This is a genomic window from Thermomicrobium sp. 4228-Ro, from assembly GCF_026241205.1.
In the GTDB taxonomy this organism is placed as follows: domain Bacteria; phylum Chloroflexota; class Chloroflexia; order Thermomicrobiales; family Thermomicrobiaceae; genus Thermomicrobium.
The window spans coordinates 657,164-672,069 of sequence record NZ_JAPFQM010000001.1 but is presented as its reverse complement, the minus strand read 5'-3'; the positions used below and the strand labels follow the sequence as shown (position 1 = coordinate 672,069).

Genomic DNA, 14,906 nt, shown 5'->3' with positions numbered 1-14,906 from the left:
CCCGCGGGGGTGCCGACCCCTTCGCCCGGCCTCGTCCTCCTCCACCGGGACAGCCGGACGCACGGGAGACCCGCCAGAACCGTGCGTCCGGCTCCGCTCCCGGTCACTGCTGTTCGCGGAAGCGCTGGAGGACCCAGCTCACATCGTCGTTGTTGACCAGGTCCGGTACCAGCCAACCCTCCAGGTCATACTCGGCCATGCACTGCTCGGCCAGCCCCCGCATCCGCTCGGCGGCACCGACCGCCTCGGCGACGATGAGCGTCTCCAAGCGGATGTTCTCGTGGTTCCCGGCGTAGTTGCGTTCGTAGAGTTCGTGGCGACCGGCGAACTCCGAGATCGTCGCGTCGTAGAGGAGCTTCATGAGCTTGACCCGGTCGTGGGCATCGACCCCGCCACTGCCCCGCACGTACTTCTCGAGGTAGGGGCGCTCGGCCGGGTTCTGGAAGTCCAGGGCATGGCTGGGGATGTAGATGAGGCCGCTCGCGACATTGTCGAGAATGATCTGGCGGACGCGCGACCAGGCGGTCGGTGCCAGCACGCGGTAGGCCATACCGTATTCGAGGTTCGGGTGCACGTAGCCGTCCGTCCAGGGGATCGGGTTGCGGGCCATGGCGTCGGTGATGGCCCAGAAGAGGTTGCGCCAGGCGATCACCTCGCCGACCCGGGCCTGGACGCCGCGGTAGTCCTTGACGCCGGTCGTCGCGATCGCCTTGAGGAGCACCCCGGCGATGAAGTCGAGCTTGACGGCAAAGCGGGTGCAGCCGTGGAAGGTGAAGCGCGGGATGAACCCCGAGGCCGGGAAGAAAGTGTTCACCTTCTCCACGTCCCCGTAGACGAAGACGTTCTCCCAGGGGACGAAGACGTGGTCGACGATGAAGACGGCGTCGTTCTCGTCGAGGCGGCTGGAGAGCGGGTAGTCCCAGGGGCTCCCCATGACGGCGGCCGTGTACTCGTAGCTCGGCCGGCTGATGAGCTTGACGCCCGGTGCATCCATCGGGACGGTGAAGATGAGGGCGAACTTCTTGTCCTTGATCGGCAAGGGGCCGTAGTGGGCGATGAAGTTGTAGTGCGTCAAGACCGAGCCGGTGGCGACCACCTTGGCGCCCGAGACGGAGATCCCGCCGTCGGTCTCCCGCTCGACGTGCATGTAGACGTCACCCACCTCGTCGGGCGGGCGGTTGCGGTCGACGGGCGGGTTGACGATGGCGTGGTTCCAGTAGAGGACGCGCTCCTGGCCGAGCCGGTACCAGCGGCGGGCGTTCTCGCTGAACGGCTCGTAGAAGGGGGCGTTGGCGCCGAGCGTGCCGAGGAAGCTCGCCTTGTAGTCGGGGCTGCGCCCGAGCCACCCGTAGGTCATGCGGGCCCACTCGGCGATGGCGTCGCGGGCCTTGACGAGGTCCTCGACCGAGCGGGGGCGCGGAAGAAGGGATGGGTGAAGCCACCGTTGCCGGTATCGGTCTCGACGGTGAGGATGTCCTTCTTGGCTGGGTCGTGCAAGGCGTCGTAGAGGCGGGCGACCATGCGGGCGGCATTGCGGAACGCCGGATGGGTCGTCACGTCCGTGACGCGCTCACCGTAGACGTAGACCTCGCGTCCGTCCCGCAGGCTTTCGAGGTATTCCTCGCCGGTGAACGGCCGCGTTGCGACCGTCTGTGCCATGCTGCACCTCCGCGGCCTACTCGTCCTCCGCACGCGCTCGCTTTTCCGGCGGGTCCCGTTGTGTAGTGTACGGGTGGTCAGATCACTTCCGCAAGAGGAAAGTTCCGATATCCTGAACCAAGGCGTCGGAGATATGCCGAAACGATCGAAAGTGGTGCTTCAGCGATGAACTCTCAGCGCACAGAAAGCGGTCAGCGAGGGCCGAATAGAACAAAATCGGGCAGATTCGGGCGCGCTGTTCGCTGTCGCGGCGGAAGGATTCAGCTGTCGCCGAGGTTGGGAGCGAGGCGTCGCTGCAGGGAGGCGATATCGACGGTTGCGAAGTCTCGTCCGCTCAGCAGCGCCAGATCAGCGGCGTGCGCAGCTGCGACGCCCATGGCAGCGCAGGGACCCATCACGCGCACGCTCGAGAGGGCGACTGGATCGGCGTCGATGCAACGGCCGACCGCGAGGACATTGCTGAGTTCCGCCGGAAGCAGTGCACCGTACGGGACGGTGTAGGAGTGGCTGTCCGGCAGCGGTTGCCAGCGGTAGTCGGCGGCCGAGTCATGCAATTCGACCGGCCAGGCGGCGCGGGCGATCGCGTCCGGAAAACGTCGCCCAGCGAGGATGTCGTCCGCGCTCAGACTCGTCCGGCCGACGATGGTGCGTGTCTGCCGGATGCCAGGATAGCCCAGCCGGCGAAGGCGAGCATGTCCGAACACGCTGGGAAACTGATCACGGAGGAGCTGGGCTGCACGCTCGGCCTCGGCGCGAGCCGGCCAGGCTGCCCCCAGAAGGCGACCGGATGGAGCGGCGTCGGCAGGTGGGTCGCATTGAGGATGGCGAGACCGCGCTGCGGGAGGAGGAAGACGCGCGATTCGAGGCGGGTCAACCCGTAGCGGTCAGCGTACGTCCGCAGGAGTTCTTCGGCACGGCGTGCGATCGCCGTCGCGTCCTCATCGGCTGGCAACGCGACGTGCTCGAGGACGGCCATTTGCGTTCCGTAGACGGGTGGATCGCTGACGCGGTAGGGGGCTCCGGCCAGCCAGCTCAGGACGGCGTCGCCCGAGGCGTCGACGAAGAGCGGGGCTCGGACGACCAAGGGGCCGAAGCGGGTCGCGCAGGCGACCGCCACGATGCGATCTCCTGCGCGTTCGACTGCGACTGCGACCGTGCCTGGCACGATCCGCACACCGGCTTCGACGAGCAGCATCTCGAAGATGCGCTCGAGTTCGGCTTCGTCGTAGACCAGGATGAGCGTGCGTGCCCGACGCGAGTACATCGGCCACGTCGCATTGCGCTCCTCGAGACGCCGGATCAGCTCCTCACTAAAAAGGGGTGAAAGGAGTCGCTGCTCCTCGCGCGGACCGCAGCTGAAGAGACCAGCGATGGTGCCGATCGGGACGCCGACCGCCTGACCACCAACCCAGGGGGCTGCGTCGAGGAGCGCGACGCGTCGGCCGAGCCGTGCTGCTGTGACGGCACAGGCCACACCGCTCATTCCGGCACCGACCACGCAGAGATCGGCTTCGATCGTGACCGGGTCGACTGTCGTGCGGCGTTCGGTGCGCGTGCCGATCGGCAGGGTCATCGAGCATCCCTCACGTCGGTGCCTCAAACCTGGCGAGCTGCTTCGTCGAGATAACTGAAGTCCACCAGCTCGTCCACCGGCAGTGTTTCCTTGATCTGGCCGCGTTCGATCCACAAGGCCTGATACTCGTCGAGGAATTTAGGATCGAAGCGACCGTCGCGCGCGATCGGCGGCCAAGTCATGCGGGCGTAGAGCTGGTCGTCCTTGAGCGGCGTGTACTTCTTGAGTACCTCGGCGATCTCCTGCCGGCGAGCGGTATCGCCGATCCGTTCGTAGTACCAAGCGACACCGCGCAGATAGGCAGCGAGGAACGCGACGGCGAGCGATCGGTCGTCGAGGAGCCGCGGGCCGAAGGAGAGGACGTTGATCGGGAGGCCGATGCCGGCTGCTTGTGCGATCGCCTGCCCGTCGACTAACGCGACTGCGGCACCGAGCTGCTCCAATGCGATCGTCACGTACGGCTCGATCAGGAATCCGGCGGCGACAGCGGCGTTCTGGAGGGCGGCGGGAACGTCCGGTGCCCGAAGTGTCTGTACTTGGACGTCGTCGAGCGTCAGCCCATGCTGGGCCAAGACCTTCTTGGTTTCCAGCACATCGCCACCGGAACTCGTCACCAGCGCGATCGACTTGCCGCGCAGGTCAGCGACCGAGCGAACCTCGCCGGAGTCCCAGAGCGACTTGGAGACGCCGATGACGTGGTAGTTTCCGAAGTCTTCGGTGATCACGGTCTCGGCGACGACGATCTTGAGGGCGACCCCTTGCTTGATGCCGTTGACGAGAGCAGCGCTGATGCCCCCACCGACGAGATCGAGCTGGCCAGCTCCGAGAAGGGAGATCGCCTGACCGGGGTCGAGCGTTGCGGTAATCAGGTCGACGGTGATGCCAGCAGCTTTGAAGAGCCCCTGATCGAGCGCGATCAGGAAAGCGGCATCGCTCGCGGTCAAGGCGATGCGCGCCTTGACGGTGCTCGCGGCTGCGGTCGTCGGAGTGGCGATAGCGACGGTCGGGGTGGCTGCGCCAGTGGTCGCGGTCGCTGCGGCGGTGGCGGTCGGTGAGGCAGCCGCTGCCGGCGGTGTCGGTGTGGCGGCAGTGGTCGGTGTCGGTGTGCTCCCCGTGCCGCCGCAACTGGCGAGGAGTGCACTCGCCGAGACGGTCACCGTGCCCATGACGAGACCGAGCCATCGCCGTCGGGTCATGCGCTCCATCGAACGTTCCTACCCTTCCCTTTTCGAGTACGCGCTCGAACCGAGTCTTTCGACATCCGGCCGTTCTCCCGTTCGGCCGAACGCCGACGAGTATACGCGGCGATCGGTGCCCTGCGAAGGTTTGGGCCGCTGATCCCGCACGGGGCGGGGAGATACCGACGACTCATGTGTGCCGCTCGACGCACCGAATGAAAGAAGAGAAAATCGTGCTCGTTCCCGCGGCGGAGACGGAGTGGAGACCGGGAGCAGCGGCGTTCCGCTCGGAAGGGTTGACACGAGAGGGAGACCATGCTATCGTGATATCGCGATATCGAGGAGGCCGGGCCAGCGGAACGATGGGTGAGTTGCTGGTAGGCCGGCCGGCGCTCAAGCTCGAGGTCGCAATATCGGTTCCGCTCGATTTGACCTCGGTCATCTCGCTGGTCTTTCGAGCGACTGATGCGCGCCGGTTCGAGCGTTGGCTGGTCGAAGCGCGGAAGGCGCTCGGTAGCGAATGGGAGCATGATCTCGACACGCTGCTCGGGTTCTCGGGCCGGCTGTTGTATTACGTCGAAGAACTGTTGATGTCGTTCGATCCGTTCCGGCCCGAACACCGCGAGGCGGGGTTCGAGGAGTTTCTGTCCCATTTGCAGCGGCTCCCGGCCTGGGCCTACCGGAGCATGGCGATCCAGTCCATGCTGCGGGTCTACCTCGATCGCGGGGCGCTCGAGGCGCCACCCGAGACGGACGATCCGGCAGTGTGGCGAGCGTTCTTCGAGCCTGGGATCACGCGGGCGGATCTGGACGAGGTCGTCCGGCTCGTCCTGGCACCTGAACAGCTCAAAGAGCGGACCGTTCGTTTGCTGGAGCGGTTCTGGCGAGAACTCTACGCGGCGGAGTTCGAGCGAGTCCTGCCGGTCATGCGGCGGGCTGTCCGGCAAGCACGAGCGACGACCTTCTCGAGCGTGGCGACGGCCTTCGAGGAATTGAGCGGCCACCGGCTGCCGGAGGAGGTGCAGCTCGCGCTGCCGCGGGTCGAGCGGGTGACGTTCTGCCCGTCTTACTACCTGGGCAATTTCGTGCAGTTCATCCTGTACCCGCCGGAACTGATTCTGTACTTTAACTGCCAGCGGACTAGCGCCGCGACGCAGCCGGAGCCGGAATCGGTCATCTCGCCCGATCTCTTGCCCGGTCTGCGGGCGCTCGGTGACGGGACCCGGTTGCGCATCATCGAGTTCTTGCGCAACGGCGAACGGTACGCTCAGGAGATCGTTGGCATGCTGGGCATCAGTCAGTCGGCCGTGTCGCGTCATCTGGCGATGCTGGAGGCTGCTGGAATCGTGACGGTCCGGCCTGCCAACGGGATGAAGTACTACGCGATCAACTCCCAGCGACTTCGGCAGATCGCCGAGGAGCTGGAGCGGATCGGTTCGGTCGAACGGAACTCGGCCGAACAGGACAAATCAAACGGGTCGCGTGCGGCCCTGGTGTCGCACGCCGCGGGTCGGTCGCTGCTGGCCGAGGACAAGCCACCTCACTCCGCCGTCGAGTGAGGCCAGGCGATTCCTCTGTCTGCCCCCTACCGCGGTCCCGTTGCGGGATCGCGTACCCCTCGATGACCCGCACCCAGTCCGGCCGGTCTCGGCCACGGTCGGACTGTGATCGCCCTCCTTCGGCGATCGGCCCGTGTGACGACGGGGACGTCAGTCCCCTTCGTCTTTTTTAGGGGACAGGGGCGGTGGCGTTGCGCACCGCCCCTGTCTCTGTTGGAGCGTGGCAGGGCGCATCGCCGGTGAGAACGGGGCCGTCGTCCGACGGCCCCAGGTACAGGGAGGGAGGGAGAAGTGGTCGATCTTGGAGAACAGACAGAACGGAAGAACCGCGCTGCGCTCTTTCTGCCCCGTCCGAACGATGTACGTACGGGTGCCGAATACCATGATAACGCGGCGACACCAGCGTGTCAACCGTTGGGAACGCGGTCTCTCTAGCCGGAAGGTACGGAGTGCGGTCGTGCACTCGGCGCGGCGCCGATCGTCCCTGGTCTCGAATAACGCCGTGGCTGGGGTGTACCACATCTGGCGGGGCTGGTGCGTCCGAGCCGATTGCGATCGCGGGCTGCGGATCGGTATACTCACTGTTGGACCGTGCTAGGCGGGGAGCTAGCGGTGCCCTGTACCCGCGATCCGCTTGAGCGGGGCTGAATCCCCTCCCGAGGTCCGGTCCTGTGGGACTGCCTGGACCACGTGGCGTGGATGGCCGGGTCCCACGCGGCGAGGGGCCGTGAACCTGGTCAGGGCCGGAAGGCAGCAGCCATAAGCGGTCACCCTCGGGCGACGTGGGAGTGCCTAGCCGGAGCCGGCGGGTCCAGTGCAAGCTGGAGGGCCGTGATCGACGGAGGGTGCACGGTCCATTTTCCGTCGGGCTGCCCTGGTTGAAGCCAGGGCAGCCCGTTCGTTTCGGCAGTTCTTCGTTCAGCGGGACTGCTTGGCCGCCGGTGGCTCCGCCCGAGGGAGGCGACGTGCGGCGCGCTTCGGGATTCGCGCGTATTGCTTGCGGCGGAGCTCCTCCTGGCGCTGTCGTGCCAGTGGCCGGTAGACACGGTAGAGAACGTGTCCAGCGTAGAGCAGCCAGACGAGGAACGAGAGCGCCGACAGGTAGAGCCAAATGCGCATGGAGAGATTGAAGGCGCTGATCCGACCGAGCCGGAAGAGGAAGAAGAAGAGACCAACGCCGAAGACCGCGAGTCCCCAGCCAGCGATCCGCTGGAGAAATTCGGCAAGGAGCGGGTCGCGTTTGCGAATGAGACGTCGCGGATCATTGTAGATCCACAAGCACGCGAGAAAACCGATGACGTACACCGTCACGAAGGCGATCGAAAAGGGGCCCCAGGTGGGCGTCTGCCAGAGCGGAGCTGTGAGATAGTCCCAATCGAACGGGTTGCGCATGCCGTGCCCCCGTCAGCTTTCCTCGAAGAGGATCCGCCGCTTGACCTGTTCGATCGCGTTGGTCACCTGGATACCGCGCGGGCACGCCTCCGTGCAGTTGAAGATCGTCCGACAGCGCCAGACGCCGAACTTCTGGTTGAGGATCGCCAGGCGCTCCTCGGTCGCGCGATCGCGCGAGTCGAAGAGGAAACGATGCGCGTTGACGATGGCAGCTGGCCCCAGCCACTCCGTAGTCCAGAAGATCGGGCACGCCGAGGTGCAGCAGGCACAGAGGATGCACTTCGTCGTATCGTCGTAGCGCTCACGCTCTTCTGGTGACTGCAGGCGCTCGCGTACCGGTGGTGGCTCGTCGTTGATCAAGTAGGGCATCACGGCCCGGTACTGGGCGAAGAAGGGCTCCATGTCGACGACGAGATCGCGGATGATGCGAAAGCCGAGCAAGGGCTCGACCGTGATCTTCGGACCGAGGTCTTTGATGAGGACCTTACAGGCCAGCCGATTGCGCCCGTTGATCCGCATGGCATCGGACCCGCACACGCCGTGCGCGCAGCTGCGCCGGAACGTGAGCGTCCCGTCGTGGTACCACTTGATGGCGTTCAGGGCATCGAGGACCCGATCGGTCGGCTCGACTTCGACCGTGTACTCCTGGTAGTAGGGCTTGGTGTCCTTCTCGGGATTGAACCGCTGGACGCGTACCGTCACCTGCATCTCAGTACACCCGCTCCTTCGGCTCGAACCGGGTGATCACGACCGGCTTGTAGGAGAGTTGCAGACCGCCGGACGTCCGCGTGATCAAGGTGTGCTTGAGCCAGTTGGCGTCATCGCGTACCGGGAAATCCTCCCGATAATGCGCGCCCCGGCTCTCCTCCCGGGCGAGCGCGGACGCAGCGATCGCTTCAGCGCAGTCGAGGAGGAATCCGAGCTCCAGTGCCTCGACGAGTTCCATGTTGAACGTCCGGCTCTTGTCGTCGATCCGGATCCGGGTGTAGCGGTTGCGGAGTTCGCCGAGCTTCTGCTGGAGGCGCTTGAGGCCATCCCCTGTCCGGAAGACACCGGCATCGGTCATCATCGCTTCCTGCAGCTCGGCACGGATCTGGGCGACGCGCTCGTTCCCCTCGTTCTCGAGGATCCACTCGACCTCGGCGCGGGCACGGTAGTCCGGTTCCTTCGGCAGCGGGTGGAAGTCGTTCTCCCGGACGAACTGGAGCATGTGTCGCCCGGCCCGCCGGCCGAAGACGACCAGGTCGACGAGTGAATTGGTACCGAGCCGGTTCGCCCCATGCACACTGACGCAGGCGCACTCGCCGGCGGCGTAGAGTCCCGGGATCGGAGTGTTCTGCGCGTCGACCGTCACCCGACCGTCGACGTCGGTCGGGAGCCCGCCCATCGCATAGTGCGCCGTGGGTTGGATCGGGATGAGATCCTTCACCGGATCGAGACCGAGGTACGTCCGCACGAAGTCGGTGATGTCGGGAAGCTTCGTCTCGATCACATCGGCCGGCAGGTGAGTGAGATCGAGCCAGACGTAGTCCTTGCCGTCCACGCCCCGACCAGCCCGGATCTCCTGGTAGATGGCGCGCGAGACCATGTCGCGCGGGGCGAGGTCGAGGAGCGTCGGTGCGTAGCGCTCCATGAACCGCTCCCCGAGACCGTTGCGGAGGATGCCTCCCTCGCCGCGGCAAGCTTCGGAGAGGAGAATGCCCATCTTGTAGATGCCGGTCGGGTGGAACTGGTAGAACTCCATGTCCTCGAGCGGGATTCCCCGGCGGAAGGCGATGGCGTCGCCATCGCCGGTCGCAGCGAGGGCGTTGCTGGTGACCTTGTACACCCGGCCGAAGCCGCCGGTGGCCAGCAGGACGGCCTTGGCGTGGAAGACGTGGATCTCGCCCGTCTCGATGTCCATCGCGACCACGCCGGTGCAGACGCCGTCGTCGGTGAGCAGGAGGTCGAGCATCATGAACTCGTCGAAGAACGTGACCTGCCGCTTGAGCGCAGTCTGGTACAGTGTCTGCAGGATCATGTGTCCGGTCCGGTCGGCTGCGTAGCAGGCGCGCCGGACCGGCCCTTCACCGAAGTTCCGCGTATGACCACCGAAGCGCCGCTGGTCGATGCGGCCATCCGGTGTGCGGTTGAAGGGAAATCCCCAGTGCTCGAGCTCGATAATGGCGTCGATCGCCTCGCGTGCCAGAACCTCGGCAGCGTCCTGGTCGACGAGGTAGTCACCGCCCTTGACGGTATCGAACATGTGCCAGATCCAGTGGTCTTCTTCCACGTTGCCGAGCGCGGCGGCGATTCCGCCTTGGGCGGCTCCAGTGTGGGAACGGACCGGGTAGAGCTTGCTGATGACCGCGACGTTGCAACGACCAGCCAGCTGGGCAGCGGCCATCAGCCCAGCGCCGCCAGCACCGACGATGACAGCATCGAAGCGGTGATACATCGTTCAACCCCCTGCTTGTGCGACCGCTTGGAAGCGAGTCGGATCGAAGGTCAGGATCGCGATCGAGCCGATGATGAGGAAGAGGAGCGCGAGCGTCCAAAGGATCGAGTGCGCCAGGATGCGCCAACCCTGGGGCCGGATGTAGTCGTCCACCGCCAGCCGGGCCCCATTGAGACCGTGCAGGAGTGCCAGGAACAGCATCAACCAGTCATAGGCGCGCCAGAACGGCGAGTGCCAGCGATCGGCGACGAACTGCCAGTCGATTTCGTCCACCGTGTTGATGACGTGCATGATAACCACGTGCCCGATCGCCAGGAAGATCAAGAGGAGGCCGCTTAACCGGAAGAAATACCACGAAAAGAGTTCGAAGCCTCCTGATGGCCGTTCGCGACCCACATGCGGCCGGACAGCAGTCATCGTTCGCTCCTCGTCATGTCAGTATGGCCCGAATCATCAGGACCGCTGTCGGAATGAATGCGAGCAGGAAGACAGCGATGACACCGTAGAAGAGTTCTCGTTCGAAGCGATAGGCCTGCGGCCAGAAGTCGATCAGGATGATCCGTACGCCGTTCGCGGCGTGATAATAGAGACCAGCGACCAAGATGATCTCGCCGATGCGGAAGACCGGGTGCCGATACAAGAACAAGAGCTCGTTGAACGCGTCCGGCCCGTAATTGACGATGAAAATATCGACGATGTGAAGCAGCAAGAAGAGCAAGACGCCGAGCCCGGTGATGCGGTGGAGGGCCCAGGAAATCATCCCGGGTGGGGGACGGTACCCACGGTACGCGCTGATCCCCCGGCTCGTTACCTCGCGTGCCGTCTCGGTCGTCACCGCTCAGCCTCCCAATACTCGATCGGCGAGCAAGGCGGGAACGAGAACGCGTGCCTGGTCGCTGCGGGAAGTGTACGCTGTGCGGAGACTCTTCACAAGTCGGCTAGTTCGCGCATCCGGAACCATTCGCGTGGAGGGGTGCGTTCCCGGTAGACTGCCGGTGCGAGAGCCGGCGTGTCCTGGCCGCCATCCGAGAAGGAGAAGAATGCATGCGAACGTTGCCGAGCGACATAGTCGAACAGGTCGCCTCTCTTGCGTGTGTGATTGCTGCGATTCCGGCGCCGACCTTCGAAGAAGCTGAGCGTGCTCGCTTCGTGGCGGAATGGCTGAGCGATCGCGGTGCTGAGGTCACGGTGGACGAGGTGAGCAACGTGGTCGTGCGGTGGCGCGGTCGCGGGCACGCGAAGAGTCTGCTCCTGGCCGCTCATCTCGACACGGTCTTTCCCCGCGAGACGCCGCTCACCTTCGAGCGCGGTGACGGCTGGATCCGGGGGCCGGGAATCGGCGACAATGCGCTCGGTGTCGCGGCGCTGCTCACGTTGTGGGAGTTTCTCGCGGCCAGCGGGCTCGAACTCCCCGGGGATGTCATCCTGGCAGCGAATGTCGGTGAAGAGGGGCTCGGGAACCTCCGTGGTATGCGGGCCCTCATCGACCGCTATGGGCCGGAACTGGGTGCGGTGATCGCCGTCGAGGGACACAACCTGGGGCGCGTCACCCATGTCGCCGTCGGGTCGATCCGTATCCGCATCGTCGTTCGCGGCCCTGGCGGGCACAGCTGGGGAAATTTCGGCACGCCGAGTGCGATTCACGAACTGGCCCGCATCGTCAGCGCTTTGACCGAGCTCGAGGTGCCGCGCGTGCCCAAGACGACGTACAATGTGGGCACGATCGCGGGGGGCGTCTCCGTCAACACGATCGCGCCGGTGGCGCAGGCGGTCGTCGACCTCCGCTCGATCGACCGGCGGGAATTGGAGCGGCTCTATCGCGCGGTCGAGGCGATCTGTGTCCGGCACCGTTGTGGTTCGATCGCGGTCGATATCGAGCTTTTGGGCGAGCGACCGGCTGGGGAGACACCAGCCGATTCGATACTCGTGCAGCAGGCGGTGCGGATTCTCCGGAAGCTGGGTATCGAGCCGATCCTGGACGCATCGAGTACCGATGCCAATGCGGCGATCGGTGCGGGCATCCCGGCGATCTGCATCGGTTTGACGCGGGGGCGTGGCAGTCACACGCTCGAGGAAACGATCGAGCTTCCACCGCTCGAGCGTGGGCTTCTCCAACTGATCCGTTTGGTCGAGTCGTTTCCCGTGTCGTGACAGAAACGAGCGAGGAGTGACCGGAACGATGCCGCGGATCTACGTCGCGCTCGACATCGAGGCGACGGGAATGGATCCGGAACGAGACGAGATCATCGAGGTGGCGGCGGTCAAGTTCCGCGACGAGCAGGTGCTCGAGCGGTTCGAGACGCTCGTCCAGCCACGTCGCCCCTTGCCGCTCGCGGTCTCGAGCCTGACCGGCCTGACGATGCGTGATCTTCGCCGTGCACCGACCTTCGCGCAGGTTGCACCGCGGCTCCGGCAGTTCGTCCGCAACCATCCGATCGTTGGGCAGTCGCCCGACTACGATCTGCAGATGCTGGCTGCGCAGGGCCTGGAACTGCGGAACCCGGTCTACGATACGTTCCGGCTGGCGACGATCTTGCTCCCGGACCTGCCGGCGTACTCGTTGGCGAGTATCGCTGCCCGGCTCGGCATCTCGGTCGCGCAGCAGCATCGAGCGATGGCCGATGTCGAGACGACGATGGCAGTGTTTCTCGGTCTGTGCGATCTGTTGCGCGAGTACGATCTGGAGACGTTGCGCCGCCTGGCCGACTACACTGCGCAGGCCGGTTTGCCCGAATCCGACGTCTTCGAGGCGATCTACCGGGAACTGGCCGAGCAGGGAATCGGTGCGCTCGGCGGTGCCCTGGCCGAACGCCTGCGTTCGACAGTGCCGGGCGTCAGCCACGCGGCGGAACTCGTCTTCCTCCTGCCGCGGGAGCGCCCGCCGCGCTTGGAACCGACTGGGGAGGCACCCGTCATCGACCCGCAGTGGGTCGCTGGGCTGTACAGCCCGGACGGTCCCTTCGCTGTCACCTTGTCGAACTACGAGTTCCGTGCCGGTCAGGTCGCGATGGCGGAGGCGGTCACCCGCGCTTTCAACGAGGGCGGTCAGCTGCTGGTGGAGGCGGGAACCGGTACGGGGAAGTCGCTCGCCTATCTCTTGCCGGCCATCCTCCATGCGGTCGAGCGCGGCGAGACGGTGGTCGTTTCCACCGAAACGCTGGCGCTGCAGGACCAGCTCTATGCGAAGGACTTGCCGTTGCTGCGGCGCGCGCTGGAGGCTGCAGCCGAGCGGGATTCACGGCTGGCACGAGCAGCGCGATTCCGCGCGACGGTCCTCAAGGGCCGCGCGAATTACTTGTGCCTGCGTCGCTGGTTCCTGCGCCAGCGGGAGCCCTTCCAGAGTCGCGCCGAGGCATTGCTCGCAGCCAAGATCACGGCGTGGCTTCCCCAGACAGAGACGGGCGATCGCGCCGAGTTGCATCTGAGCAACGAGGAGCAACTGGCGTGGGCACAGGTCGCGGAATCGGAAGGAGCGTGCGTACCCAACCGGTGCCTCTTTCACCGACGGAATCAGTGTTTTCTCTATCGAGCGCGGGCGACGGCGGAGGGAGCGCACATTGTCATCGTGAACCATGCGCTCCTGCTCTCGGATCTTCTCGCAGAGAGTCGTGTACTCCCGCCGTACCGGTATCTCGTCGTCGACGAGGCGCATCATCTCGTCGAGGAAGCGACGCAGCAATTCGGTTTCCAAGTGACGCACGATGACGTGCGTGAGCTCATCCGCCGGACGCTCGGGGTCGATCATGTGGGGCGTTTCGTCGGTGCACTGGGCGAGCTGTGGACAGGGCTCGCAGCGGTTCCGGAAGCGCGAGCGCGGGCGCTGGCCCAGGAGTTGGGCGAGAAGCTGACCGAGTGGTGGCCGCGTGTCGAGGCGCTGCAGCAGCAGGCCGAGACGCTGTTTCTGTCGCTCGGCGATATCGCCCAGCGGCACCCGGTCGAGAACGGCGGATACGATCGGCAAATCCGGATCACGGAAGCGCTCCGCCATGAGACAGCCTGGATGACTGTCGAAGAGATCGGCCAGAGCTTGACGACGCACCTCCGGACGGTCGTCACGGCCCTGCACTGGGCGAGCCTGCGCCTCGAGGAGCTCCCGGAATCGGTTCGTGACGAACTCAGTGAGCTGATGACCGAGCTGGACGTGCTCGAGCGGCGTGCTCGCGAGATGCACGAGCGGCTCCAAGAGGTGCTGTTCCAGCCGCGTGCCGAGCGGGTGTACTGGTTGTCCTGGCGTCCCCAACCACCAGCCGTCAGCCTCAATATGGCTCCGCTCGAAGTCGCTTCCCTGTTGAACGAGCTGCTGTTCTCGCGCCTCGAAACCTGCGTTCTCACCTCGGCTACCTTGACGGTAGATCGCTCCTTCGGGTACATCCGCCAGCAGCTGGGGCTTGCGGATGCGGACGAGCTGGTCGTCGATTCGCCGTTCGATTATGCGACGTCGACGCTGCTCTGTCTTGCCGAGGATGTCGCTGAACCGGGCGAACCGGGTTATCAGCGGCAGGTCAGCGAAGCGTTGATCAACTTGCTGCGGGTGACGCGTGGACGGGCGCTGGTCCTGTTCACGTCGCACAGTGCCCTGCAGGCGGCGTACCGGGCGATCAAGCGGCCGCTCGAACAGGAAGGGATTCTCGTTCTCGGGCAGCGGTTGGACGGAAGCCCGCGGCAACTCGTCGAGCGCCTGAAGGCGCGACCGGAGACGGTGGTGCTGGGCACGAATGCCGTCTGGGAAGGTGTCGACGTTCCTGGCGAGGCCTTGAGTGTCCTCGTCATCGTCAAACTCCCGTTCGCGGTACCGAGCGACCCGGTCTTCGCCGCGCGCTGCGAGGCCTATGCGGATCCCTTCCACGAGTATGCGGTGCCGCAGGCCGTACTCCGGTTCAAGCAGGGGTTCGGCCGGCTGATCAGAAGCACGCGTGACTACGGTGTGTGCGTCGTGCTGGACCGTCGCATCGTGACCCGTCGGTATGGTCAGCTGTTCGTCCAGTCCTTGCCTCCCTGCACCGTCCGGCGCACGTCGATCGTCCAGATTCCGCGCCTCGCGCAGGAGTGGTTGACGCGCCATCAAGAGCGATTAGCAGCGAGTACCGCGGCAACGGAAGGAAGGTAGG

The 14,906-nt window shown here is 65.3% G+C and carries 10 protein-coding genes, 1 other RNA gene and 2 pseudogenes; 4 read left to right on the top strand and 9 right to left on the bottom strand.

Features of this window, described 5'->3' with window-relative positions:
• Window positions 1–103: 103 nt before the first annotated feature.
• The 4 genes and pseudogenes from OO015_RS14140 to OO015_RS03355 form a co-directional block, all read right to left on the bottom strand.
• Window positions 104–1,659, bottom strand: a pseudogene (locus OO015_RS14140) (4-hydroxyphenylacetate 3-hydroxylase N-terminal domain-containing protein).
• 260 nt (window positions 1,660–1,919) lie between these two features.
• On the bottom strand, window positions 1,920–2,435 hold the full coding sequence (locus tag OO015_RS03365; protein WP_323053854.1) for an FAD-dependent oxidoreductase: 516 nt from the start codon (window positions 2,433–2,435) through the stop codon (window positions 1,920–1,922).
• 95 nt (window positions 2,436–2,530) lie between these two features.
• Window positions 2,531–3,232: pseudogene (locus OO015_RS03360) on the bottom strand (FAD-dependent oxidoreductase); the annotation flags it as partial.
• A 23-nt stretch (window positions 3,233–3,255) separates the two neighbouring features.
• Window positions 3,256–4,437 carry an ABC transporter substrate-binding protein gene (locus OO015_RS03355; RefSeq protein WP_265939771.1) on the bottom strand — a complete coding sequence of 394 codons (1,182 nt, stop codon included), beginning with the start codon at window positions 4,435–4,437 and terminating at the stop codon, window positions 3,256–3,258.
• Between the two features lie 296 nt (window positions 4,438–4,733).
• Here OO015_RS03355 and OO015_RS03350 point away from each other — a divergent pair, with 296 nt between their 5' ends.
• Both OO015_RS03350 and ffs read left to right on the top strand, forming a co-directional pair.
• Window positions 4,734–5,969, top strand: a complete 1,236-nt coding sequence (locus OO015_RS03350) for an ArsR/SmtB family transcription factor (protein WP_265939769.1) — start codon at window positions 4,734–4,736, stop codon at window positions 5,967–5,969.
• A gap of 589 nt (window positions 5,970–6,558) precedes the next feature.
• Window positions 6,559–6,822: signal recognition particle sRNA large type (gene ffs / locus OO015_RS03345), an RNA gene on the top strand.
• Between the two features lie 65 nt (window positions 6,823–6,887).
• Here the strand turns inward: ffs and OO015_RS03340 are convergent.
• Genes OO015_RS03340 through sdhC form a run of 5 tightly spaced genes read right to left on the bottom strand, consistent with a single transcriptional unit; the run spans window position 6,888 to window position 10,633 of the window.
• Window positions 6,888–7,361, bottom strand: coding sequence for a hypothetical protein (locus tag OO015_RS03340; protein ID WP_265939767.1), 474 nt, complete (start codon window positions 7,359–7,361; stop codon window positions 6,888–6,890).
• Window positions 7,362–7,373: 12 nt separating this feature from the next.
• Entirely contained in the window at window positions 7,374–8,069 is a 696-nt protein-coding gene (locus OO015_RS03335; protein WP_265939765.1) for a succinate dehydrogenase iron-sulfur subunit, read from the bottom strand.
• A 1-nt stretch (window position 8,070) separates the two neighbouring features.
• Window positions 8,071–9,798 carry a succinate dehydrogenase flavoprotein subunit gene (sdhA, locus tag OO015_RS03330; protein WP_265939764.1) on the bottom strand — a complete coding sequence of 576 codons (1,728 nt, stop codon included), beginning with the start codon at window positions 9,796–9,798 and terminating at the stop codon, window positions 8,071–8,073.
• A gap of 3 nt (window positions 9,799–9,801) precedes the next feature.
• Window positions 9,802–10,215: a succinate dehydrogenase hydrophobic membrane anchor subunit gene (locus tag OO015_RS03325; RefSeq protein ID WP_265939762.1), complete on the bottom strand. Its 414-nt coding sequence runs from the start codon at window positions 10,213–10,215 to the stop codon at window positions 9,802–9,804.
• A 13-nt stretch (window positions 10,216–10,228) separates the two neighbouring features.
• A complete protein-coding gene (sdhC, locus tag OO015_RS03320; protein ID WP_265939760.1) occupies window positions 10,229–10,633 on the bottom strand; it encodes a succinate dehydrogenase, cytochrome b556 subunit in 405 nt (134 codons plus the stop codon).
• Between the two features lie 209 nt (window positions 10,634–10,842).
• Here sdhC and OO015_RS03315 point away from each other — a divergent pair, with 209 nt between their 5' ends.
• Both OO015_RS03315 and OO015_RS03310 read left to right on the top strand, forming a co-directional pair.
• Window positions 10,843–11,949 (top strand): M20/M25/M40 family metallo-hydrolase, encoded by a 1,107-nt coding sequence (locus OO015_RS03315; protein ID WP_265939758.1) that lies wholly within the window; start codon window positions 10,843–10,845, stop codon window positions 11,947–11,949.
• 28 nt (window positions 11,950–11,977) lie between these two features.
• Complete coding sequence (locus OO015_RS03310; RefSeq protein ID WP_265939756.1) at window positions 11,978–14,905, top strand: helicase C-terminal domain-containing protein; 2,928 nt, start codon at window positions 11,978–11,980, stop codon at window positions 14,903–14,905.
• Window position 14,906: the final 1 nt, after the last annotated feature.

Excerpts from the sequence above, each read along its gene's own strand:
- OO015_RS03355 (WP_265939771.1), bottom strand. The coding sequence starts at position 4,437 with ATGGAGCGCATGACCCGACGGCGATGGCTCGGTCTCGTCATGGGCACG.
- OO015_RS03340 (WP_265939767.1), bottom strand. The coding sequence starts at position 7,361 with ATGCGCAACCCGTTCGATTGGGACTATCTCACAGCTCCGCTCTGGCAG.
- OO015_RS03335 (WP_265939765.1), bottom strand. The coding sequence starts at position 8,069 with ATGCAGGTGACGGTACGCGTCCAGCGGTTCAATCCCGAGAAGGACACC.
- sdhA (WP_265939764.1), bottom strand. The coding sequence starts at position 9,798 with ATGTATCACCGCTTCGATGCTGTCATCGTCGGTGCTGGCGGCGCTGGG.
- OO015_RS03325 (WP_265939762.1), bottom strand. The coding sequence starts at position 10,215 with ATGACTGCTGTCCGGCCGCATGTGGGTCGCGAACGGCCATCAGGAGGC.
- OO015_RS03315 (WP_265939758.1), top strand. The coding sequence starts at position 10,843 with ATGCGAACGTTGCCGAGCGACATAGTCGAACAGGTCGCCTCTCTTGCG.
- OO015_RS03310 (WP_265939756.1), top strand. The coding sequence starts at position 11,978 with ATGCCGCGGATCTACGTCGCGCTCGACATCGAGGCGACGGGAATGGAT.